This is a genomic window from Streptomyces sp. NPDC056452 (assembly GCF_042796085.1).
Lineage (GTDB): Bacteria > Actinomycetota > Actinomycetes > Streptomycetales > Streptomycetaceae > Streptomyces.
Window position 1 is genome coordinate 93393 of sequence record NZ_JBHTRI010000025.1, and the last position, 21871, is coordinate 115263.

Annotated in this window: 20 protein-coding genes; 7 read left to right on the plus strand and 13 right to left on the minus strand. The window is 71.4% G+C overall.

Translation table 11 applies throughout. The features are described from left to right. Nucleotides 1-25: 25 nt before the first annotated feature. The 3 genes from ACFQ6X_RS24055 to ACFQ6X_RS24065 are packed head-to-tail and all read right to left on the minus strand — an operon-like array spanning nt 26 to nt 3554. Nucleotides 26-814, minus strand: a complete 789-nt coding sequence (locus tag ACFQ6X_RS24055; protein WP_383184413.1) for a 3-oxoacyl-ACP reductase — start codon at nt 812-814, stop codon at nt 26-28. Nucleotides 815-820: 6 nt separating this feature from the next. Next, nucleotides 821-2185, minus strand: coding sequence for an aldehyde dehydrogenase family protein (locus tag ACFQ6X_RS24060; RefSeq protein ID WP_383184414.1), 1365 nt, complete (start codon nt 2183-2185; stop codon nt 821-823). Nucleotides 2186-2192: 7 nt separating this feature from the next. After that, nucleotides 2193-3554 carry a glutamine synthetase family protein gene (locus ACFQ6X_RS24065; RefSeq protein ID WP_383184415.1) on the minus strand — a complete coding sequence of 454 codons (1362 nt, stop codon included), beginning with the start codon at nt 3552-3554 and terminating at the stop codon, nt 2193-2195. A gap of 74 nt (nt 3555-3628) precedes the next feature. Between ACFQ6X_RS24065 and ACFQ6X_RS24070 the strand changes: the two genes are divergently transcribed. Continuing rightward, nucleotides 3629-4366, plus strand: a complete 738-nt coding sequence (locus ACFQ6X_RS24070; protein ID WP_383184416.1) for a FadR/GntR family transcriptional regulator — start codon at nt 3629-3631, stop codon at nt 4364-4366. 113 nt (nt 4367-4479) lie between these two features. Beyond that, on the plus strand, nt 4480-5193 hold the full coding sequence (locus ACFQ6X_RS24075) for a gamma-glutamyl-gamma-aminobutyrate hydrolase family protein (protein WP_383184417.1): 714 nt from the start codon (nt 4480-4482) through the stop codon (nt 5191-5193). Nucleotides 5194-5277: 84 nt separating this feature from the next. Here the strand turns inward: ACFQ6X_RS24075 and ACFQ6X_RS24080 are convergent, their stop codons facing one another. Continuing rightward, nucleotides 5278-6222 carry a LysR family transcriptional regulator gene (locus tag ACFQ6X_RS24080; protein ID WP_383184441.1) on the minus strand — a complete coding sequence of 315 codons (945 nt, stop codon included), beginning with the start codon at nt 6220-6222 and terminating at the stop codon, nt 5278-5280. An 82-nt stretch (nt 6223-6304) separates the two neighbouring features. On the opposite strand from ACFQ6X_RS24080, the gene ACFQ6X_RS24085 reads away from it, so the two are divergent. Further along, on the plus strand, nt 6305-7459 hold the full coding sequence (locus tag ACFQ6X_RS24085; RefSeq protein ID WP_383184418.1) for a TDT family transporter: 1155 nt from the start codon (nt 6305-6307) through the stop codon (nt 7457-7459). On the opposite strand, the gene ACFQ6X_RS24090 is transcribed toward ACFQ6X_RS24085, so the two are convergent. The 4 genes from ACFQ6X_RS24090 to ACFQ6X_RS24105 all read right to left on the minus strand — a co-directional run bounded on the left by ACFQ6X_RS24090 (nt 7398) and on the right by ACFQ6X_RS24105 (nt 12575). Next, nucleotides 7398-8105 carry a helical backbone metal receptor gene (locus tag ACFQ6X_RS24090; protein WP_383184419.1) on the minus strand — a complete coding sequence of 236 codons (708 nt, stop codon included), beginning with the start codon at nt 8103-8105 and terminating at the stop codon, nt 7398-7400. The two genes, ACFQ6X_RS24085 and ACFQ6X_RS24090, sit on opposite strands and share 62 nt — an antisense overlap. A gap of 17 nt (nt 8106-8122) precedes the next feature. Then, nucleotides 8123-8668 (minus strand): cupin domain-containing protein, encoded by a 546-nt coding sequence (locus tag ACFQ6X_RS24095; protein WP_329212810.1) that lies wholly within the window; start codon nt 8666-8668, stop codon nt 8123-8125. A gap of 186 nt (nt 8669-8854) precedes the next feature. Further along, nucleotides 8855-11491: an ABC transporter permease/substrate binding protein gene (locus ACFQ6X_RS24100; RefSeq protein ID WP_383184420.1), complete on the minus strand. Its 2637-nt coding sequence runs from the start codon at nt 11489-11491 to the stop codon at nt 8855-8857. Then, entirely contained in the window at nt 11484-12575 is a 1092-nt protein-coding gene (locus ACFQ6X_RS24105) for a glycine betaine/L-proline ABC transporter ATP-binding protein (protein WP_383184421.1), read from the minus strand. The genes ACFQ6X_RS24100 and ACFQ6X_RS24105 overlap by 8 nt, the downstream gene beginning before the upstream one ends. 260 nt (nt 12576-12835) lie before the next feature. Between ACFQ6X_RS24105 and ACFQ6X_RS24110 the strand changes: the two genes are divergently transcribed. From ACFQ6X_RS24110 to ACFQ6X_RS24125, 4 genes are all read left to right on the plus strand, one after another. Beyond that, on the plus strand, nt 12836-13744 hold the full coding sequence (locus ACFQ6X_RS24110) for a 5'-3' exonuclease H3TH domain-containing protein (RefSeq protein WP_383184442.1): 909 nt from the start codon (nt 12836-12838) through the stop codon (nt 13742-13744). Between the two features lie 63 nt (nt 13745-13807). Continuing rightward, nucleotides 13808-14650 (plus strand): siderophore-interacting protein, encoded by an 843-nt coding sequence (locus ACFQ6X_RS24115; RefSeq protein ID WP_383184422.1) that lies wholly within the window; start codon nt 13808-13810, stop codon nt 14648-14650. A gap of 145 nt (nt 14651-14795) precedes the next feature. Then, nucleotides 14796-15380: a sigma-70 family RNA polymerase sigma factor gene (locus ACFQ6X_RS24120; protein WP_383184423.1), complete on the plus strand. Its 585-nt coding sequence runs from the start codon at nt 14796-14798 to the stop codon at nt 15378-15380. Then, on the plus strand, nt 15377-16132 hold the full coding sequence (locus tag ACFQ6X_RS24125) for an anti-sigma factor domain-containing protein (RefSeq protein ID WP_383184424.1): 756 nt from the start codon (nt 15377-15379) through the stop codon (nt 16130-16132). The genes ACFQ6X_RS24120 and ACFQ6X_RS24125 overlap by 4 nt, the downstream gene beginning before the upstream one ends. A gap of 42 nt (nt 16133-16174) precedes the next feature. On the opposite strand, the gene ACFQ6X_RS24130 is transcribed toward ACFQ6X_RS24125, so the two are convergent. The 5 genes from ACFQ6X_RS24130 to ACFQ6X_RS24150 are packed head-to-tail and all read right to left on the minus strand — an operon-like array spanning nt 16175 to nt 21681. Further along, a complete protein-coding gene (locus tag ACFQ6X_RS24130) occupies nt 16175-16981 on the minus strand; it encodes a DUF1295 domain-containing protein (RefSeq protein WP_383184425.1) in 807 nt (268 codons plus the stop codon). Further along, entirely contained in the window at nt 16978-18372 is a 1395-nt protein-coding gene (locus tag ACFQ6X_RS24135; RefSeq protein WP_383184426.1) for a class I SAM-dependent methyltransferase, read from the minus strand. The genes ACFQ6X_RS24130 and ACFQ6X_RS24135 overlap by 4 nt, the downstream gene beginning before the upstream one ends. After that, nucleotides 18369-19694, minus strand: coding sequence for a class I SAM-dependent methyltransferase (locus ACFQ6X_RS24140; RefSeq protein WP_383184427.1), 1326 nt, complete (start codon nt 19692-19694; stop codon nt 18369-18371). The genes ACFQ6X_RS24135 and ACFQ6X_RS24140 overlap by 4 nt, the downstream gene beginning before the upstream one ends. Continuing rightward, the gene (locus ACFQ6X_RS24145) at nt 19691-20416 is read right to left on the minus strand and encodes a DUF1365 domain-containing protein (protein WP_383184443.1); all 726 of its coding nucleotides are present in this window, start codon (nt 20414-20416) and stop codon (nt 19691-19693) included. The genes ACFQ6X_RS24140 and ACFQ6X_RS24145 overlap by 4 nt, the downstream gene beginning before the upstream one ends. Then, complete coding sequence (locus ACFQ6X_RS24150) at nt 20410-21681, minus strand: NAD(P)/FAD-dependent oxidoreductase (RefSeq protein WP_383184428.1); 1272 nt, start codon at nt 21679-21681, stop codon at nt 20410-20412. The genes ACFQ6X_RS24145 and ACFQ6X_RS24150 overlap by 7 nt, the downstream gene beginning before the upstream one ends. Nucleotides 21682-21871 lie beyond the last annotated feature (190 nt).

Below are 21871 nucleotides of genomic sequence, written 5' to 3' on the forward strand. Positions count from 1 at the left end.
ACTCTAGATTCCGGTGCGGGCGGCCCTAGAGGGGAGTCACGTACGCCCCCGAGATCCCGCCGTCGACGAGGAAGTCGGTGGCGTTGACGAACGAGGAGTCGTCGCTGGCCAGGAAGGCGACGGCGGCCGCGATCTCCGTGGCCTCGGCGAAGCGGCCGACCGGGATGTGCACCAGCCTGCGGGCGGCCCGATCCGGGTCCTTGGCGAACAGTTCCTGGAGCAGCGGGGTGTTGACCGGCCCCGGGCACAGGGCGTTGACCCGGATCCCCTCCCGGGCGAACTGCACACCGAGTTCGCGGGACATCGCGAGCACCCCGCCCTTGGACGCGGTGTACGAGATCTGGGAGGTCGCCGCTCCCATCCGGGCCACGAAGGACGCGGTGTTGATGATCGAGCCGCGCCCCTGGCGCCGCATGTAGGGAAGGGCCGCCTTGCAGCAGAGGTAGACGGAGGTGAGGTTGACGTCCTGGACGCGCTTCCACGCCTCGAGCCCGGTGGTGAGGATGGAGTCGTCGTCGGGGGGCGAGATTCCGGCGTTGTTGAAGGCGATGTCCACGGACCCGTAGGTGTCGTACGCCGCCTTGAACAGCGCCTCGACCTGCTCGGGGTCGGTCACGTCGACCTGTACGAAAATGCCTCCGGCTTCCTCGGCTGCCGCTCGGCCCGCGGTTTCGTCGATGTCGCCGCAGACGACATCGGCGCCTTCGGATGCCAGCCTGCGGGCGGTGGCGAGACCGATTCCGCTGCCCGCTCCGGTGATGACGGCGGTGCGGCCGGCCAGGCGGCGGCAGATGTTCCCGGTGTCGGTGGTCATGCGTGTTCAGGCCTCCGTGCCGATGAAGACGTTCTTGGTTTCGGTGAATGCCGCGAGGGCGTCGGGCCCCAGTTCGCGGCCGAGTCCGGACTGCTTGTAGCCGCCGAACGGTGTCCAGTAGCGAACGGCGGAGTGGGAGTTGACGGACAGGTTCCCGGCCCGCACCGCCCGTGAGACCCGTAGCGCACGGCCCACGTCGCGGGTCCAGACGGAGCCGGCCAGGCCGTACTCGGTGGCGTTCGCGAGCCGGACCGCGTCCGCCTCGTCCTCGAAGGGCAGCACGACGGCGACCGGCCCGAAGACCTCCTCGGTGGCGACGGGCGCGTTCTCGTGGACGTCGGTGAGGACGGTCGGCGGGAACCAGAATCCGGGCCCTTCGGGGGCGCTGCCCCGCAGGCCGGCGGTGCCGTCGGGGACGTGACTGCGGACCCGCTCCAGCTGGGTGCGGGAGATCAGCGGGCCCATCTGGGTCTTCTCGTCGGAGGGGTCGCCCACGACCACCGAGGCGAGGGCGGGGGCGAGGAGTTCGAGGAAGCGTTCGTGGACGGAGCGCTGGACGAGGATGCGGCTGCGGGCGCAGCAGTCCTGGCCCGCGTTGTCCAGGAAGGACATGGGTGCGGCGGCTGCGGCGGCCTCGATGTCGGCGTCCGCGAAGACGATGCTGGGGCTCTTGCCGCCGAGTTCGAGGGTGAGCCGCTTCACGCGGTCGGCGCACGCGGCCATGATCTGCTTGCCGACCCGGGTGGAGCCGGTGAAGACGATCTTGGCCACTCCGGGGTGTTCCACCAGGGCCCTGCCCGCGACCTCGCCCGCGCCGGGCAGCACCTGGAAGAGGTGCTCGGGCAGCCCCGCCTCCCGGGCGAGCCCGGCCAGGTGCAGGGCGGTGAGCGGGGTCGTCTCCGCCGGTTTGAGGAGTACGGCGTTGCCCGCGGCGAGTGCCGGGGCGACGCCCCAGGCGGCGATCGGCATGGGGAAGTTCCAGGGGGCGATCACCCCGATGACGCCCAGGGGTTCGAGGAAGGTGATGTCGACTCCGCCGGGCACGGGAATCTGACGCCCGGTGAGGCGCTCCACTCCCCCGGCCGCGTAGTCCAGCAGATCGCGGACGTTGCCGGCCTCCCAGCGGGCGTTGCCCAGGGTGTGGCCCGCCTCGGTGACCTCCAGCCGCGCGAGCCGTTCGCCCTGTTCGTCGACGAGGACGGCGAAGCGGCGCAGCAGCCGGGCACGGTCGGCGGGCGCCAGGGCGGCCCACACCTGCTGCGCCGCCGCGGCCCGCGTGACGGCGGCGTCCACCTCGGCGACGGTGGTGGCGGGGACGGTGGCGACGAGCTCTTCGGTCGCCGGGTTCAGTACGCGGTGCTCGGTGATCACAGGTGCCTCACAGGCGTTCGAAGGAGCGGCGGAGTTCCCAGTCGGTCACCGCGGCGTCGAAGGCCTCGAGTTCGACACGCGCCATGTTGCGGTAGTGCGCGACGATCTCCTCGCCGAAGGCATCCCGGGCCACGTCGCTGTCCTGCCAGAGGGCGGCCGCTTCGCGGAGTGTGGTGGGGACCTGGTCGTATCCGGCGGTGTAGGCGTTGCCCTCGCAGGCCTCGGGGAGTTCGAGTCCGTGCTCGATGCCGTGGAGTCCGGCGGCGACGAGGCCCGCGACGGCGAGGTACGGGTTGACGTCTCCGCCGGGGAGCCGGTTCTCGAAGCGCATCGAGCGGCCGTGTCCGACGACGCGCAGGGCGCAGGTGCGGTTGTCGTGGCCCCAGGCGACGGCCGTCGGGGCGAAGGAGCCGGGCTGGAAGCGTTTGTAGGAGTTGATGTTGGGCGCGTAGAGCAGGGAGAAGTCGCGCAGGGCGGCGAGCTGTCCGGCAAGGAAGTGCCGCATCACGGGGGACATCGTGCCGTCCTCGCCGGCCATGACGCTCTGTCCGCCTTCGTCCCGGAGGGAGAGGTGGATGTGGCAGGAGTTGCCCTCGCGCTCGTTGAACTTGGCCATGAAGGTGAGCGCGACGCCCTCCTGGGCGGCGATCTCCTTGGAACCCGTCTTGTAGACGGCGTGCTGGTCGCAGGTGACCAGTGCCTCGTCGTAGCGGAAGACGATCTCGTGCTGGCCGGGGTTGCACTCACCCTTGGCCGACTCGACGGTGAGGCCGGCGGCCGCCATCTCGTTGCGGATGCGGCGCAGCAGGGGCTCGATGCGGCCGGTTCCGAGGACGGAGTAGTCGATGTTGTACTGGTTGGCCGGGGTGAGATCGCGGTAGTTGCGGTCCCAGGCCTGCTCGTAGGTGTCCTTGAAGACGATGAATTCGAGCTCGGTGCCGACATGGGCGGTCAGGCCGTGCGCGGCGAGCCGCTCCAGCTGGCGGCGGAGGATCTGGCGGGGCGCGGCGACGACGGGCGAGCCGTCCTCCCAGGCGAGGTCGGCGAGGACCATGGCCGTGCCCTCGTGCCAGGGCACCCTGCGCAGGGTGGCCAGGTCGGGGTGCATCGCGAAGTCGCCGTAGCCGTTGGCCCAGGAGGACATGGCGAATCCGTCGACGGTGTTCATGTCCGTGTCGACGGCGAGCAGGTAGTTGCAGCCCTCCGTGCCGTGTTCCAGCACCTCGTCGACGAAGAAGGACGCCGCGAACCGTTTGCCCTGCAGCCGGCCCTGCATGTCGGGGAAGGCAAGGACGACGGTGTCGATCTCGCCGCTCGCGACGAGCAGACGCAGCTCCTCGGGCCGGAGCGGGGGTGTTCGGTCTGCCACGGGGTACTCCTCGTTCGGTCAGCCGGAAGGCTTAAGGTATGGGACAGAACCATTGAGGGGAAGGGGATCGGGACGTGGCGCAGGAGACCGGGGAGACCGGGCCCTTCGACCGGCTGCTGCCCGTGCTGAGGCCGGTGCGCGCGGGCAACGGCTTCGAGGAGGCGCTGGAGCAGGTCCTCCAGGTGGTCCGGCTCGGCCTGGTGCCCGGCGGAGGGCGGCTGCCCGCCGAGCGGGATCTGGCGGAGCTGCTGGGGATCAGCCGCGTCACCCTGCGCGAGGTCCTGAAGGTGCTCCAGGACCAGGGGCTGGTCGAGTCCAGGAGGGGCAGGTACGGCGGCACGTTCGTCCTCCCCCGCGCCGGCGGGGCCGGCGGCGGCGAGCTGCGCCGCCGGGTGGAGGGGGTCGACATCGAGGACGTCCTGCGCTTCCGCGAGGTGCTGGATGCCGGGGCGGCCGGGCTGTGCGCGGCGCACGGCCTCGACGACGAGGGCGTGGACCGGCTGCGCAGGGCACTGATCGCGACACACGAAGCACCCCTGCCCGACTACCGCAGGCTCGACACCCTGTTTCACCTGACGCTGGCCGAGCTCTCCGGCTCCCCCTCGCTCACCGCCCAGTACGCCGCCGTCCGGGCGACCGTGAACGACCTGCTGGACTGCATACCCCTGCTGGTGCGGAACCTCGAGCACTCGCAGCACCAGCACACGGTGCTCGTCGACGCGGTGCTCGACGGCGACGAGGAGGCCGCGCGCGCGGTGATGCGCGAGCACTGCGCCGGAACGGCGGCGCTGCTCCGCGGTTTCCTGGCTTGAACCCGATCTTCCGGATCGCGTCTCTTGCGTACCGGCCCGGTACGCACAAAGGTATGACGCATCACCATTGCACCGGGCCCGGTCCGCGGACCGCCCGCCGGAGGGACCGCACCATGCACGAACCGCTCATCGGCGTCACCACCTACTTGGAGCCGGCGGCTCGCTGGGGTGTCTGGGAGCTCCCTGCAGCGGTGCTCCCCTCGGCGTATCCCCGGCTGGTCCAGCGGTCCGGCGGCCTGGCGGCCCTGCTGCCGCCGGACGCCCCGGAGCGCGCGTCGGCCGTCGTCGCCAGGCTCGACGGGCTCGTGATCGCGGGCGGCGCGGACATCGACCCCGGACTGTACGGCGCGGAGCGCGACTTCAGGACGGGGCCGCCCGCGCACGAGCGCGACGCCTGGGAGCTCGCGCTGCTCCGCGCGGCGATGGAGGCCGGCACCCCGGTGCTCGGCATCTGCCGCGGCATGCAGCTGCTCAACGTGGCCCTTGGCGGCACACTGAGCCAGCATCTGGACGGGCACACCGGTCCGTTCGGCAAGGCGGGGGTCCTCGGCGAGCACGCGGTGTCGCCGGTGGCGGGGACGCTGTACGCCTCGCTCGTGCCCGACGAGGCGTCCGTACCCACCTACCACCACCAGGCCGTGGACCGGCTCGCTCCGGGTCTCGTGGTGTCCGCGTACGCGGCGGACGGCACGGTCGAGGCGGTCGAACTGCCGGGTCCGCAGTGGGTGCTCGGGGTGCAGTGGCACCCCGAGATGGGCGAGGACCTCCGGATCATGCGGGCCCTGGTCACGGCGGCCCTGGCGCGGACGAGCCCGTCCGCCGTCTGAGGACAACGGCCGCGGAGCGGTCCGGGGCCCAGGAGCAGCGGGGCCAGGAGCAGCGGGGCCCGGGAAGCGGACAGGTCCCGGGGCCTACGACTCGTCGGCCGTCAGTGAGAGCAGGTCGCGGGCGGGGCCCGTGGGGCGGTGGCCCGCGGGCCAGACCGCCCGCAGCTGACGCCTGAGCCGGACACCCGCCACGGGGACCTTGACCAGGCGCCGGGCCGACAGCTCCTCACCGAGAGCCAGTTCGCTCAGCACACAGGGACCGGCCCCGCTCTCCGCCGCCCCCTTCACCGCCGTGGTCGAGGAGAGCTCCAGCAGCGGCCGCGCGAGTCCGCCGTGCACGGCGAGTGCGGCGTCCAGGACCTGCCGGGTGCCCGAGCCGTGCTCCCGCAGGATCAGGGGTGTCGCCGCCAGCTCCTGCGGGGTCAGCTGACTGCGGCGGCGGGCCCACGGGTGGGTGGGCGCGACCACGACGACGAGGCGGTCGTGCGCGATCACCGTGCCGTCGAGCCCCTCCGGCACCGACAGCCCCTCGACGAAGCCGAGGTCGGCCTCACCGGCGAGCAGCCGCAGGGCGACCACAGCCGAATTGCCCGCGGTCAGGGACACGGCGGTTCCGGGGCGTGCGGCGCGCAGGGCGATCAGCCAGCCCGGCAGCAGGTACTCCGCGATGGTCATGCTCGCCGCGACCCGCAGCCGGGAGTCACGCCGGTCCCGCAGCGCCTGCGCACCGGCGTCGAACGCCTCGGCCGCCTCGACGACCCTGCGCGCCCAGTCGGTGACGAGGGCGCCCGCGTCGGTCAGCCGGGAGCCGCGTGGCGAACGGTCCAGGAGCGCGACGCCGAGCTGCCGCTCCATCGACCGGATGCGGCTGGAGGCAGCGGGCTGGGTGATACCGACGTCCCGCGCGGCGCGGCCCAGGCTGCCGTGCCGGGCGACGGCCAGCAGCAGCACCATCGCTCCGAGGTCGGGGACCCGGTGGGACAGGGGGCCGTGTTCGTCATCGGGGCTGGGCGGCGGGGCGCTGGACATCGATCGGGACATAAGCCCAGCTTATGACGTCATAGGTCCGGGCTCCCTGGTGGGCAGGAACCCGCCCGCCGAGAATCGTGGCATGGCCATCTTTCCGCAGATCCAGTCCCGGGTGCTCGCCCCCGCTCCCGCCCCTCTCCGGCTCCCGTCCCTGCGGTACTTCGGCCCCAACTGGTACGCGACGGTCATGGGCACGGCGATCGTCGCCACGGCAGGGGCAGGGCTGCCCGTCCATGTGCCGGGGCTGCGCGGTGTCTGCCTCGCGGTCTGGGCCGTGTCCGCGGTACTGCTCGTCGTGGTCCTCGCGGCCCGCGCCGGGCACTGGATCCTGCACCGGGACCAGGCCCGTGCCCACCTCCTGGATCCTGCCGTCGCCCCGTTCTACGGCTGCCTCTCCATGGCGCTGCTCGCCGTCGGCGCGGGCACCCTGCTGGTCGGCCGGGACGTCATCGGTCATTCCGCCGCGGTCGCCGTGGACGCGGTGCTGTTCACACTCGGCACGGTGGCCGGCCTCGCCGCGGCGGTCGCGATCCCGTACCTCATGGTCGTACGGCACCGTCCGGCACCGGGCACCGCGTCGCCGGTCTGGCTGCTCCCCCTCGTGGCGCCGATGGTCTCCGCCGCTGTCGGTCCGCTGCTCGTGCCGGAACTGCCCGCGGGCCAGTGGCGCGAGGCGCTGCTGCTCGCCTGCTACGCGATGTTCGGGCTGTCGCTGCTGGCGACCCTGGTGATCGTTCCGCTGGTCTTCGGCCGGCTGGTGCACCAGGGCCCGTTGCCGCTCGCGCTGACACCGACCCTCTTCCTGGTGCTCGGCCCGCTGGGCCAGTCGACGACCGCGGTCAATCAGCTGGCCGATGTGGCGCCGGGTGCGATCGGGGCGCCGTACGCCTCGGCGTTCGGCGCCTTCGCCGTGCTGTACGGGGTGCCGGTGATGGGGTTCGCGCTGCTGTGGCTGTCTCTGTCCGTGGCGATGGTGGTGCGGGCCGCGCGGCGCGGTATGCGGTTCACGATGACGTGGTGGGGCTTCACGTTCCCGGTCGGTACGTGTGTCACGGGCGCGGCGGGACTGGCCAGGCACACCGGGCTCACCGCATTCGTCTGGCTGGCCGTCGCGCTCTACGTGCTGCTGGTGGCCGCCTGGGCGGTGGCGGGCGTGCGGACGCTGCGGGGGCTGCTCAGCGGAGTGCTGCTCGCAGCGCCGCAGCCGCTTCGGTCAGCGACGGCCCGTACCACGTGAGGTGACGCCCGTCGACGAGCGCGGCGGGCAGTCCGGGAAAGGCCTCGGGGCCGTCGGTGGCGGTGAAGCGGTACGGCTCGTCGGGCAGGACGACAAGCTCGGCGCCTGCCGCGTTCAGCTCGGCCACCGGGATACGGGGATAGCGCTCCGGGTGGTCCGCGTAGACGTTGCGTACGCCGAACCGTGCCAGCAGGTCACCGGCGAACGTGTCGCGGCCCAGCACCATCCAGGGCCTGCGCCAGACCGGGATGACCGCGGGGCGCGGGGTGGCGGGAGGCGGCAGCGCCGCCCAGGCGGCCTCGGCCTCGTCCAGCCAGCGCGGCCGGCTCAGGCCGCATCCGGTGACCAGGACCCGGTCCAGTTCGGTGAAGGCCTGGCCGAGGGTGCGGACCTCGGTGACCAGGACGTTCAGTCCGGCTTCCCGCAGGACGGCGAGGTCGGGTTCCCGGTTCTCCTCCTCGTTGGCCACGACGAGGTCGGGGCGCAGTGCCACGACGGCCGCCACGTCGGGATTCTTCGTACCGCCGATCCGGGCGGCGGTGAGCTCCGGCGGGTGGGTGCACCAGTCGGTGGCACCGACGAGCAGGCCGGGGGCGGTGACGGCCACCGCTTCGGTCAGTGAGGGAACCAGGGACACGACGCGCACGGCGAAACCCTTTCGGCTCAGCGACGCGAGTCGTACGTCGCGTCGATGTGCTCGGCGACGGCGACGACGAGCAGCCGGGTGCCGGGTACCGTCGCGCGCCACCGGTGCCGGACCCCGCCGGAGAGGAAGAGGGTGTCGCCACGGCCCAGCCGGTAGGCCTGGCCCTCGGCCTCGACCTCTGCGGCGCCCTCCACGACGTACATCACCTCGTCGTTGCGGTGCTGGAACTCACGTCCGAGGTCCTGCTCGCCGACGAATTCCAGGACGCTGAGCTGGTGGCGTCCGCGCACCAGTCTGCGTACGCCGTCGTCGTCACCCGCCCGCACGACGTCCACGGAACGCGCCGAGTCCGCCGCGGCCCGCAGCCGCTCGGTCGTGGTCTCCAGTGCTTCGGCCACCCGGTCCAGGGAACGGGCGCTGGGTCTGGCCCGCTCGTTCTCGATCTGGCTGAGGAACGGCACGGACAGGCCGCTGCGCCCGGCCACCGCGGCCAGCGTGAGGCCCAGGGTCCTGCGCCGTCGGCGAACCGCGGCACCCACTCGAAGGGCTTCCTTGTCGTCCATGTCCGGCTCCCTCCCCGGATCGCCATCCTCCCGGTTGCCAGCACCCTACGCATGTCGTTTGCGCGATGGAGGCGAAGTGAATGGCCGGGAAACGTTCCGGGAGGGCTCCGACCAGCCCGAAGGGGACGGCCCCGGCTCACTGCCGGGACCGTCCCCTTCAGGGTGTTGACGGCTGACGCGGACGACTCAGCTGCCGACGGGGGCCAGCTGGTCCACCACATCCGGGTTGGCGTCCATCCAGTGGCGGGCGGACTCCTTCTCCTTGCCCGCCCCGCCCTTCTGGATCTCCACCTCGAGCGAGGCCAGCTGCGCCTCGGTGAGCTTGAAGTCCTTCAGCCAGCCGGTGAACTCCGGGAAGTCCTTGGCGAAGTCCTTCTTGGCGACCGTGTGGATCTGCTCGCCCTCGCCCCAGGCACCCTTGGGGTCCTTGAGCTTCTTCAGGTCGTGCTTGCCGTAGGCCCAGTGCGGCGACCACAGGGTCACCACGACCGGCTCCTTCTTCTTGATCGACCGGTTCAGCTCGGCCAGCATCGAGGAAGTACTGGAGGAGACGACCTTGTACTCGCCCTCCAGGCCGTACTCCTTGAGCACCTTCTCGTTCAGCGTGCCCATCATCCCGGCGCTCGACTCGATGCCGATGATCTTGCCGTTGAACTTCTTGCCCTGGCCCTTGAGGTCATCGAGCGAGTCGATGCCCTTGACGTACGAGGGAACGGTCAGCTCCAGCGAGGTCGGCCCGTACCAGGAACCGAGATCGGTGAGGTTGTCCTTGTACCGCTCCCAGTAGTCCTTGTGCGTGGTCGGCAGCCAGGAGTCGAACTGGACGTCCAGCTGCCCCTGCGCGAGGCCGGTGTAGAGCGGGCCCGGGTCGAGCTGCTTGACGGTGGTCCTGTACCCGCGGTCCTCCAGCATGTTCTGCCAGAGGTAGGTGGAGGCGATGGCCTCGTCCCACGGGAAGTACCCCATGTTGACGGTCTTGCCCGCGTCCTTGCCCTGCTTCGCGCCGCCCGCACCGCCGGGCACCGGCGCCAGCTTGTCGACGAGGCCGGGGTTCTTCTTCAGCCAGCTGCGTACGCCGTCCTGCTCCTTGCCCTGGCCGGCTCCCTGGATCTCGTTCTCCAGGCTCGTGAGCTGCTTCTCGGTGAGCTTGAACTTCTTCAGCCAGTCGGCGACAGCCGGAGCCTTCTTGGCGAAGCCCTTGTGGGCGACGGTGTGGACCTCTTCGCCCTTGCCCCAGGCACCCTTGGGGTCCTTGAGCTTCTTCAGGTCGTGCTTGCCGTAGGCCCAGTGCGGCGACCACAGGGTCACCACGACGGGCTCCTTCTTCTTGATCGAGGCGTTCAGCTCGGCCAGCATCGAGGAAGTACTGGAGGAGACGACCTTGTACTCGCCCTCCAGGCCGTACTCCTTGAGCACCTTCTCGTTCAGCGTGCCCATCATCCCGGCGCTCGACTCGATGCCGATGATCTTGCCGTTGAACTTCTTGCCCTGGCCCTTGAGGTCATCGAGCGAGTCGATGCCCTTGACGTACGAGGGAACGGTCAGCTCCAGCGAGGTCGGCCCGTACCAGGAACCGAGATCGTCCAGCTGGCCGCTGTACTTGTCCCAGTAGTCCTTGTGCGTGGTCGGCAGCCAGGAGTCCGTCTGGAAGTCGATGTCGCCACGGGCGACGCCGGAGTAGAGCGGGCCGGCGTCGAGCTGGGTGATGCCCGTGGTGTAGCCGCGCTGCTCCAGGAGCTCCTTCCAGAGGAAGGTGGAGGCGATGCCCTCGTCCCAGGGGATGTAGCCCAGGTTGATCTTCTGGCCCTTGCCGACGTTCCCGCTGTCGGCCGTGGCGGTCCCGGAGTCGTTCGAGCCCGGGCCGGCGATGTTCAGACCGCCCGCGACGAGCGCGAGGACGACGACACCGGTCATCGCCACGGCGGTTCCCGGCTTGTAGTGCGTGAACTTCAGACGACGCGCACCGGCGGCGACCTTGGCGGCCGCTCGGCGGCCGAGCGGCGAGACCCGCTCGTTGAGCGCTCCGGTCATCCGGTCGAGGTACATGGCGAGGATGACGACGGCGATCCCGCTCTCGGCGGCGAGGCCGACCTGGAGCTGGGTGATCGCGGCGTACACCTTCTCGCCGAGGCCTCCGGCGCCGGCCATACCGCCGATGACGACCATCGACAGGGCCAGCATGATGACCTGGTTGATTCCGGCCATGATCGTCGGAAGCGCGAGCGGAAGCTGCACCCGGGTCAGGGTGTCCTTGGGCGTGGTGCCGAACGCTGCGGCCGCCTCGACCAGCTCGCTGTCGACCTGGCGGATGCCGAGCTCGGTCATCCGGACGCCGGGGGGCATCGCGAAGACGATGGTGGCGATGACACCCGGGGTGACGCCGACGCCGAAGAACATGACGCCGGGGATCAGGTAGACGAAGGCCGGCATCGTCTGCATGACGTCGAGCACCGGCCGCAGCGCGGCGCTGACCCTGTTGTTGCGCGCGGCCCAGATACCCATGGGCACCGCGATCACGATGGTGATGACGGCTGCCACCACGACCAGCGAGAGCGTCGCCATCGCCTCGTCCCACAGGGCGAGGGAGTCGATCAGCGCGAAGCCCGCGAAGGTGAGCACGGCCGGGACGATGCCGCGCAGCCAGAAGGCGATCACGGCGAAGATCGCCGCCATCAGCAGCGGCTCACCGCCGCCGAGCACCGCGTTGACACCGTCGTACATGCCGCCGAGGACGGCCTTGATGGCGTCGAAGATCCAGGTGAGGTTCGACTGGAGCCAGTCGACGGCGCTCTCGACCCACTCGCCGAAGGAGACCCTAGGCACCGGCGTTCACCTTCTTGATGTCACGCTGGGCCGGCAGCACGTTCTCGACCTTCGGTTCCTCGCCGAGTGCGGCGAGCAGACGGTTGCGCGGCACGACGCCGATGACGCCGCCTTCCGCGTCGGTGACGGCTACGGCGACCCCGCTGGTGGAGCAGGGGGTGAAGAGCTCCGCGATGGGCGTCTCGGCGGACACCGTCGCGGGGGCCTCGGCCATCAGGTCCTCGTCGGAGCGGCCCGCTTCGGGCTTCTCCATGATCGATCCGGCGGTGAGCACGCGGGAGCGGTCGACGTCCTGGATGAAGGAGGCCACGTAGTCGTTGGCCGGCCGGACGAGGATGTCCTCGGCGGTGCCCTGCTGGACGATCTCGCCGTCCCGCATCACGGCGATGCGGTCACCGAGGCGCATGGCCTCGTTGAGGTCGTGGGTGATGAAGACGATGGTCTTCTTCAGGCGCTTCTGCAGTTCGAGCAGCTGGTCCTGCATGTCGCGGCGGATCAGCGGGTCGAGGGCGCTGAAGGACTCGTCCATCAGCAGGAGATCGGCGTCGGTGGCGAGCGCGCGGGCCAGGCCGACTCGCTGCTGCATACCGCCGGACAGCTCGTCGGGCCAGGACTTCTCCCAGCCGGCGAGGCCGGTCATCTCCAGGGCGTCGGCGGCGCGCTTCTCGCGCTCGGCACGCGGTACGCCCTGCACTTCCAGCCCGTACGCGGCGTTCTCGAGCACGCTCCTGTGGGGGAAGAGCGCAAAGTGCTGGAACACCATGCTGATCTTGGAGGAGCGGACGCCGCGCAGCTCGCGAGGGCTCAGGGCGGTCAGGTCCTGCCCGTCGAACAGCACACGTCCGGCGGTGGGCTCGAGCAGCCCGTTGAGCATCCGCAGCAATGTGGACTTTCCGGATCCGGAGAGCCCCATGACGACGAAGATCTGGCCCGGTTCCACGGTGAACGAGGCGTCGATCACCGCTGCGGTCGTTCCGTCGGCGCGCAGTTCGTCGCGGTGGGTACCGCTCTCGAGCTTCTGCACGGCTTGATCGGGTCGTCTGCCGAACACCTTGTACAGGTGTTCTGCTTGCAGCCTTGACACATACACCTCACGCGTTGAACCAAAACGGTCTGCCACCCCCACCGGCAGACCGTGGAGCAGTGCGGATTCGGTCCGCAAAACACGTGCATCGGGAAAAATGGACGTGGTCCGCTCCGGTGGCGCGCCTGCCCGCACTTACGCAACCCAAACACGTGTGTGATCCAGTTCACCTTCGAGGGACGGCGGCCGAGGGACGGCAGGCGTAGGCGCCGGGCGGTGTCGGTGCGGTGCGGCATCATCGGGGTGTGACGCGACGCCTGATGCTCCTCGACACCGCTTCCCTCTACTTCCGCGCCTACTTCGGCGTACCGGACTCGGTGCGCGCACCGGACGGCACCCCGGTCAACGCCGTGCGCGGGCTGCTCGACTTCATCGCCCGGCTGGTCCAGGACCACCGGCCCGACGACCTGGTCGCCTGCATGGACGCGGACTGGCGGCCGCACTGGCGGGTCGAGCTGATCCCCACCTACAAGGCGCACCGGGTGGCGGCCGAGACACCCGCCGGGGTCCCGGACGAGGAGGAGACCCCCGACACCCTCTCCCCGCAGGTCCCGATCATCGAGGACGTCCTGGACGCACTCGGCATCGCCAGGGTGGGCGTCGATCCGTACGAGGCGGACGACGTGATCGGCACGCTCGCCGGCCGGGCCACCGGCCCGGTGGACATCGTGACCGGCGACCGCGACCTGTACCAGCTGGTCGACGACGCCCGTGAGGTGCGGGTGCTGTACCCGCTGAAGGGCGTGGGCACGCTCCAGATGACCGACGAGGCATGGCTGCGGGAGAAGTACGGCGTCGACGGCGCCGGCTACGTCGATCTCGCACTGCTGCGCGGAGATCCGAGCGACGGACTGCCGGGAGTCCCCGGCATCGGCGAGAAGACGGCGGCGAAGCTGCTGGACGCCTTCGGCGATCTGGCCGGGATCATGGCCGCGGTCGACGATCCGGCCTCGAAGCTGACCCCGTCGCAGCGCAAGCGTCTCGACGAGGCGCGGGACTACGTGGCGGTCGCGCCGAAGGTGGTCCGGGTCGCCGGCGACGTACCGCTGCCCGCATTCGACCCGGCACTTCCCGACGAGCCGCGCGACCCGGCGGCTCTCGAGGCCCTCGCGGCCCAGTGGGGCCTGGGCGGCGCACTGCAGCGCCTGCTCGTCACACTCCAGGCGTGAAAGTGCTAACTTAGGCAAACCTAAGTACAGAGGTTCATTGCCCACCAGAGCAGGGAGTCCCTTGTGGCAGAGCGGCAGGAACGCCGGGCACCGACGGCGCAGGGGGCGCAGGTCGTGCGCACCGAGCAGATCACCCCGCACATGGTGAGGGTCGTTCTCGGCGGCGACGGCCTGGCAGGCTTCGAGCTCGCGGGGTTCGCCGACCACTACGTCAAGCTGTGCTTCGCGCCCGAGGGCGCGGACTACGCGCACCCCTTCGACATGGCCAGGATCCGCGAGGAGTACCCGCGCGAGCAGTGGCCCACCACCCGTACGTACACGGTGCGTTCCTGGGACCCGGCCGCCCGTGAGCTCGCCATCGACTTCGTGGTGCACGGCGACGAGGGCCTCGCGGGTCCGTGGGCGAGCCGGGCACAGCCCGGCGACCAGGTGACGTTCCTGGGCCCCGGCGGCGGTTACGGGCCGCAGGCCTCGGCCGACTGGCACCTGCTCGTCGGCGACGAGAGCGCGCTGCCGGCGATCGCCGTGGCCCTGGAGCAGATGCCGGCGGGCGCGCTGGTGCACGCCTTCGTCGAGGTCGCGGACGCCGCGGAGGAGCAGAAGATCGTCACGCCCGACGGAGCCGTGGTGACCTGGCTGCACCGGGGCGGCCGTCCCGTCGGAGAGGCTCTCACCGCCGCGGTGACAGGGCTCGATTTCCCCGAGGGCGAGGTGCAGGCCTTTGTCCACGGCGAGGCGGGCTTCGTGAAGGAGATCCGCCGGCACCTTCGGCTGGAGCGCGGTATCCCGCTCGCCCAGCTGTCGATCTCCGGTTACTGGCGCCTCGGCCAGAACGACGACGCCTGGCGCTCGGTCAAGCGCGAGTGGAACGAGCAGGTCGAGCGCGAGCAGGAGAAGGCCGCGTAGCGAGCCCGACCACCCCTGCGGCCCGGTCCCTGTCCCGTCGACGGTGGCCGGGCCGTGCGACGATTCCGGCCCACCGACCAATCCGTACGGCCGTCGGCTTCGAATCACCCAGGAAACCGATGCGTGCCCTGGGAGGAACATCCGCGTGAAAGAGGCCGTATACATCAGCGGGGCACCCGCGCCGGGGCCCGATCTGCAGGCGCTGCTCGTCATGGTCGCCCGTGGGGACCAGGACGCCTTCAGCGAGGTGTACGACATGGTCAGCGGGTCGGTCCTCGGCCTGGTGCGCAGTGTCCTGCGCGACCCCGCCCAGTCCGAGGAAGTCGCCCAGGAGGTGCTGGTCGAGGTGTGGCGCACGGCCGCCCGCTTCCAGCCGTCCCGCGGCAGTGCGATGAACTGGGTCCTCACCCTGGCCCACCACCGCGCCGTCGACCGGGTCCGGTCGGCCGAGGCGAGCGCGGCGCGGGAGCACAGGGCTGCGCTGCTGGACCGCACGCCCGACTTCGACGAAGTCTCCGAACAGGTCGAGACCCGGCTGGAGAGGGAACAGGTCCGGCGCTGCCTGCGGACGCTCTCCGAGCTCCAGCGTCAGTCCGTGACCCTGGCGTACTACCGGGGGCTGACCTATCGCGAGGTCGGCGAGCTGCTCTCCGTACCACTGGGAACGATCAAGACACGGTTGCGCGACGGGCTGATCCGGCTGCGCGACTGCCTGGGGGTGAACGCATGAGCACCGCCGATCTGCACACGCTGACCGGGGCGTATGCCCTGCACGCTCTGCCGGAGGACGAACGCCTCGCGTTCGAGCGGCATCTGGAGGCCTGCGAGGCGTGCACCCAGGAGGTACGGGAGCTGTCCGCCACCGCCGCCCGGCTCGGACTCGCGGTGTCCATCACTGCGCCGCCCGCGTTGCGCGACCGGGTGCTGCGGGAGATCACGACGGTGCGGCAGGAGCCGCCGGCCCACGGCCGGAGCGGCCGCGCCGGTGCCCCCGCGGGCCGGGCGGGCCGCTGGTCGACGTACGCGCTCGCCGCATGTGTCGCCGCCGCTGCCGCGTTCGGCGGGGTCGCCGTGTGGCAGAACCAGGTCGCGCAGGACGCCCGTCAGGAGGCGCACCGGGCACAGCAGCACAACGAGCAGCTGGCCCGAGTGCTCTCGGCGCCGGATGCCAGGACCGGCTCGGGAGCCCTGGACGGCGGGGCACGCGGGGCCGTCGTCGTCTCGCAGAGCGAGAACCAGGCGGTCTTCCTGGCCTCCGGCCTGGCCCGGCCGCCCGGGGGCAAGGTCTACCAGCTCTGGTTCAACGACGACGGGACCATGCGGTCCGCCGGTCTGATGAACCCGTCGGCGCCGGACGACGCCGTACTGCTGGACGGGCCGGTCGACGGGGCGTCCGGCATGGGCATCACCGTCGAGCCGGCGGGTGGATCCGAGCAGCCGACCTCGGCGCCGCTGGCCCTGATGGACTTCCCGGGCGCCTGAGTCCGGGCCAGGAGCCCCTGGGCGCGTGCGCCCAGGGGCTGTTCAGCGTTTTCTGCCCGGCGGCCACGGGAGGAATCCGCTGGTGCGGGCCCGGTAGCTCTCGTAACCGGGCCGTCCGGCCATGTGCCGCTCCAGCAGCGCCTTGCCGCTGCCCTTGATCAGCAGGAGGCTCATCACCACGGGCGCCACGAGGGTCGCCGCCGCGACCGCGGGGTCGGAGCACACGACGAGGAAGAGCCCCCACCAGACGCAGAAGTCGCCGAAGTAGTTCGGGTGCCGGGTCCAGGACCACAGCCCCCGGTCCATGATCCGGCCCTTGTTCGCCGGATCGCTCTTGAACCGGGCCAGTTGCCGGTCCCCCACCGCCTCGAAGCCGAGCCCCACAGCCCACAGCGCGGTGCCCGCCCAGGCCCACCCGTCCAGCGGCTCCGGCACGTAGTAACCGGCCTGTACCGGCAAGGAGATGAGCCAGACCAACGCCCCCTGCAGCAGGTACACCTTGCGCAGGGCGTACAGGTCGGGACTGCCCGGCGCCTTGGCCAGCATGGCCTCGTACCGCGGATCCTCCCCGTGGCCCCGGCCCCGTCGTCCGATGTGCACGGCGAGCCGCAGCCCCCAGACGACGGTGAGCGCGCTCACCAGGAGCCTGCGCGCCTGGTCCCCGTCCTGCGCCGACATGGCGTAGGAGACGAGGGCGACGGCCGCGAAGCCGACGCCCCACGCCACGTCGACGATCCGGTGCAGGCGCCTGCGCAGGGCGATCAGGAACGTCACGAGCATGACGGCGAGCGCGGCACCCGCCGCCGCGGCCAGGTTCTGGGCGAATGCCGCCCAGGCGAAGCCGCTCACCGGCCGGAGCCTGGGCGGGGCCCCGCGATGACCGGTTCGGCGGGGGCGCGACCGTCCTGGCCGGCCGCGGCGCCGAGGCCCGTGTGCCAGTCGTGCCGGGTTGCGGGCAGGCCGGCCGATCCATCCGCATCCGGCCGCACGGACAGGATCTGGTCGACGCCCATGCGCCGCTCCTCGAACGCCAGGGCGCCGCCCACCAGGTAGAGCCGCCACACGCGCGCGGTCTCCTCGCCGACCAGGGCGACGACCTCGGGCCAGCGCTCCTCCAGGGTCCGGTGCCAGGCCTCGACGGTCAGCACGTAGTGCTCACGCATCGACTCCACGTCACGCACCTCCAGCCCCGCCCCTTCGAGGAGTCCGACGGTCTCACCGAGCGGGCGCATGTGCATGTCCGGCGCGATGTACGACTCGATGAAGGCCCCGCCGCCCGGAGCGGTGGAGTCGCGGGACATCTGCTGGACCAGGGCGCGCCCCTGCGGCCGGAGCACCGAGTGCAGCAGCGCGGTGAAGGCCGGGTACTCGGCGTCCCCGACGTGCTCCCCCATCTCGACGGTGGACACGGCGTCGTACCCGCCCTGGAAGCCGGGCAGGGCGGCGACGTCGCGGTAGTCGCAGCAGTGCACCTCGACGAGATCCTCCAGGCCGCGCTCCGCGACCTGACCGCGTACGTAGGCCGCCTGCTCCTCGGCCAGCGTGACCGCGGTGACGCGGACCCCGTGCCTGCCGGCCGCGTGCAGGGTCAGGGACCCCCAGCCGCAGCCGATGTCGAGGAGGCGTGCCCCGGGCCGCAGCCCGAGCTTGCGACAGATCAGCTCCAGCTTGTCGCGCTGGGCGTCGGCCGGTCCGTAGTCCGGCCCGGTGCCGGTCCAGTAGCCGCACGAGTACGCCATGGTCTCGTCGAGGAGCAGGGAGTAGAACGCGTTGGACAGGTCGTAGTGGTGGCTGATGGCCGCCCGGTCCCGGGCCTTGCTGTGCAGCGCGCCGCCGATCCCGGCCCGGGCCGCGGGGACCGGCGGGCGGGGGCCGACCGCTCCGAGGCGCAGGGCGGTTCCGGCCGCACGGAGGCGGTCGGCGAGGCCGGGGCGGGGCGGTTGCAGGCCCTGCTGTCGTGAGGCGCGGCGCATGGCGCGCAGTCCGGCCGCGAGGTTGTCGTCGATGTCGATGTCACCGGTGATGTAGGCCTCGGCCAGGCCCAGTTCGCCCGGCTTCCAGAGGAGGCGGCGCAGCGCCCTGCGCGAACGGACGTGCACCGTGGGCGCGTCCTCGGGACCGGTCTCGCTGCCGTCCCACATCCTGATCCTGACCGGCGGCGGCCCGCCGAGGAACTGCTCGATGACCGGCGCGATGCGTTGCGCGGCCCCGTACCCCGGGGTGTGGGTGATGGTGTTCACGCGGTGTCCTCACGGGTCAGGAGAATCTGCTGCACATCGAGATAGCCGGACCGGAATCCGGCTTCGGAGTAGGCGAGGTAGAAGGTCCACATGCGCCGGAAGGTCGCGTCGAAGCCGAGGGCGTCGACCCGGTCCGCCCGCTCCTCGAAGCGCTCACGCCACAGCCTGAGGGTCTCGGCGTAGTGCATGCCGTAGGTGCTGCGCTGCCTCGTCCGCAGGGTGGTGTGCGCGGTGGTGACGCGCTCGATCGACTCGGTGGAGGGGAGCAGCCCGCCGGGGAAGATGTACTTCTGGATCCAGGTGTGGGTGCTGCTGCTGGCCAGCATCCGGTCGTCCGGCATCGTGATCGCCTGGAGGGCGATGCGCCCGCCGGGGGCGAGGCAGCGGTCCAGCGTGCGGAAGTACACCGGCCAGAACTCCTGGCCGACGGCCTCGATCATCTCGACGCTGACGACCGCGTCGAACTCCCCGGTGACGTCCCGGTAGTCGCACAGCCGCACGTCCACGCGGTCCTCGTGGCCGGCCTCGCGGATCCTGGCCCTGGCCAGTTCCTGCTGTTCCCGGGAGAGCGTCAGGGTGGTGACGCGGGCGCCGCGGGCGGCGGCCCGGAGGGCGAGTTCGCCCCAGCCGGTGCCGATCTCCAGCAGCTCCGTGCCCCCGCTCACGCCGGCCATGTCGAGCAGCCGGTCGATCTTGCGGTGCTGGCCGGCGGCCAGCAGGTCGTGCTCGGCCGGGAATCCGCGGAAGACGGCCGAGGAGTACGTCAGCGTGTCGTCGAGGAAGAGCGCGAACAGGTCGTTCGACAGGTCGTAGTGGTGGCTGATGTTGTCGCGGGAGCCCTCGGGGGTGTTGGTCTGCGCGGCGGGCTGCCGCGGTGCCCACAGTCTCCGCAGCTTCTGCAGCGGTGCGGGGACGAGGTCGGCCGCGTTGCCGGCGAGGACCGTCAGGACGCCGACGAGGTCCGGCGACTCCCATTCGCCGGCCATGTACGACTCGCCGAAGCCGACCAGCCCGCTCGCGCCGATACGCCGGAAGAACGCGTCGGGCCGCCGGATCTCCATGAGCGGCCCGCCCAGCCCGATGCTGTCGCGGCCGGCGAGCCGGGCGCGCAGCGGGAGCCGTGAGAGGGCGTGCCGGACGAGCCGTTCGGCCACGGCGGTCCTGGCCCCGGACGCCGACGGCTGGACCGCGACATCGGGCCATCTGTCCGGGTCGACGCCCGTGAGGGGGGCCGTGGCACCTCTGGCCTGGGCGGGAATGGCGCCGCTGCGGGCGGGGGCGACGGGCGGGGCGGAGGGAGTGGGAGAGGTGGGCACCTTCACTGCATGCCTTCCTGGGTGCGGTGACGGGGACGTGACTGGACCGGCAGCCGGCGCAGGAACAGCCGGATGCCGTGCAGCCGGATGGCGGCGGATACGACAACGGTGGAAAAGGGGTGGCGGAGGAAGAGCCTGAGCAACTGGGCAGGCGTACCGGGGCGCCGAACGCCCCGTACGGTCGCTGTGAACGGACGCGCTCCCGCTCGCTCCAGATGGATCGTCAGGTTCAGCCGTCCGTCGGGCTCGGGCAGCCGCATGCGGTAGTCGCCGTCCACGGGGAAGAACGGCGACACGTAGAACTCCTTGCCGGTCACCGCCCGGTCGGCGGCGTCCGGGCGCAGCAGGTAGCAGTGACGTTCCCCGTAGGTGTTGTGCACCTCGGCGACCACGCAGAGCGGCGTGCCGTCGGGGCGGTGGCACCAGTAGACGGTCAGCGGATTGAAGACATGGCCGAGGACCCGGGCCTGGGTGAGCATGGTGACGGTGCCGTCGGCGAGGTCGATGCCCCGGGCGGCGAGGAACCGCTCCAGCCCGGCCCGGACCGTGGGGGCCGTGCCGCCGAAGTGGTCGCGCGCGTCGAAGCGGGCCAGCGGGCGCAGGACGGCCGGGAGCCGTGGCGGCCGGTCCGGGTCGATCAGCCACAGATAGCTGCGGTGCCGCAGGTCGTACCGGCGCGGAGAGGTGCGTACGTGGGTGATGGCGCACGGATAGAGGGCGTTCACCAGGTCACCCCCAGGGCGGCGGCCGCCTCGGCTCCGGAACGGCAGCCGTCCTCGTGGAACCCCCAGCCGTGGTACGCCCCGGCGTAGGCGGTGACCGGTCCCGAAAGGTCCGGCAGCCGGGCCTGGGCGGCGACCGATTCCGGGGTGAAGACGGGGTGCTCGTAGAGCATGCGGGCCCGGACGAGGTCCGGGTCGACCCTGTCCGCACCGTTCAGCGTGACGACGAACCGCTCGGGGGCGTCCAGCCGCTGGAGCCGGTTCATGTCGTAGCTGACGGTGACCCGGTCGGCATCGGCCGCGCAGGACGGCATCAGGTAGTTCCACGAGGCCGCGGCGCGCCGGCTGCGCGGCAGGACCGCGGTATCGGTGTGCAGCAGCGTGGGGTTGTGGGAGTAGCGGAAGGCGCCGAGGGTGCGCCGTTCCTCGTCGGTGGGGTCGGCGAGCAGGCGGAGCGCCTGGTCGGGGTGGGTGGCGACGACCACCTCGTCGTACTCCTGCGTGGCACCGTCCTCGGTGACGATCTCCACGCCGTCGCTGTGCCGGCGCACCGCTCGCACGGGGGTGGAGGTACGCACGGAGTGCACCTGCTTGGCGATGCGGTCGACGTAGGCGCGCGATCCGCCGGTGACGGTCCGCCACACCGGGGACCCGCCGATCGAGAGCATCCCGTGGTGATCCAGGAACCGGAAGAGGTAGCGGGCCGGGTAGCGCAGCGCGGTCACCGGGTCGCAGGACCAGACGGCGGAGACCATGGGCGTCAGGAAGTGGGCCGTGAAGTAAGGGGAGAAGCGGCCCCGGGCGGCGAACTGCCCCAGGGTCATGGGGGACGCGCCGTCGTCCCGGGCGAGCAGGGCCCGGGCGGCCCGGTGGAAGCGGGGCACTTCGGCGAGCATCCTCAGGTACGGGCCCCGCAGGGCGGCGCCCGGCCGGGCGAACAGCCCCGCGGCGCCCCGGGCGCCCGCGTACTCCAGGCCGCAGCCCTCGCAGCGCACGGACATGCTCATCTCCGACTCCTGGGTGGCGACCCCGAGTTCGTCGAAGAGCCGGAGCAGATGGGGGTACGTACGCCGGTTGTGCACGATGAACCCGGAGTCGACGCGGTGTATGCGGCCGTCCGAGGAGGTCAGGTCGTGGGTGTGGGCGTGGCCCCCGACGCGCTCGTCGGCCTCGTGGAGTGTCACGTCCCGCGCCCTGCCCAGGACGTACGCCGCGGTCAAGCCCGCCACTCCGCTGCCGACCACGGCTGTGCGCCGCCGCTCCGTTGTCATGGGGGTTCCTTCCGGTGTTCCACGGCTGACCGGGGCTCGCTGGAGAACCCCTCAGAGGTCATTCGGTGCAGGTAGGCCGGCGGATTGGCCGCTGCCTGAACTTCCTTCGATCGGGTGAACGACCAATCCGCGGGGCCCCCGGTGCCGAACTCCTGGTGTGAGCACAGACCGATACGTTTCGCAGAAGGAC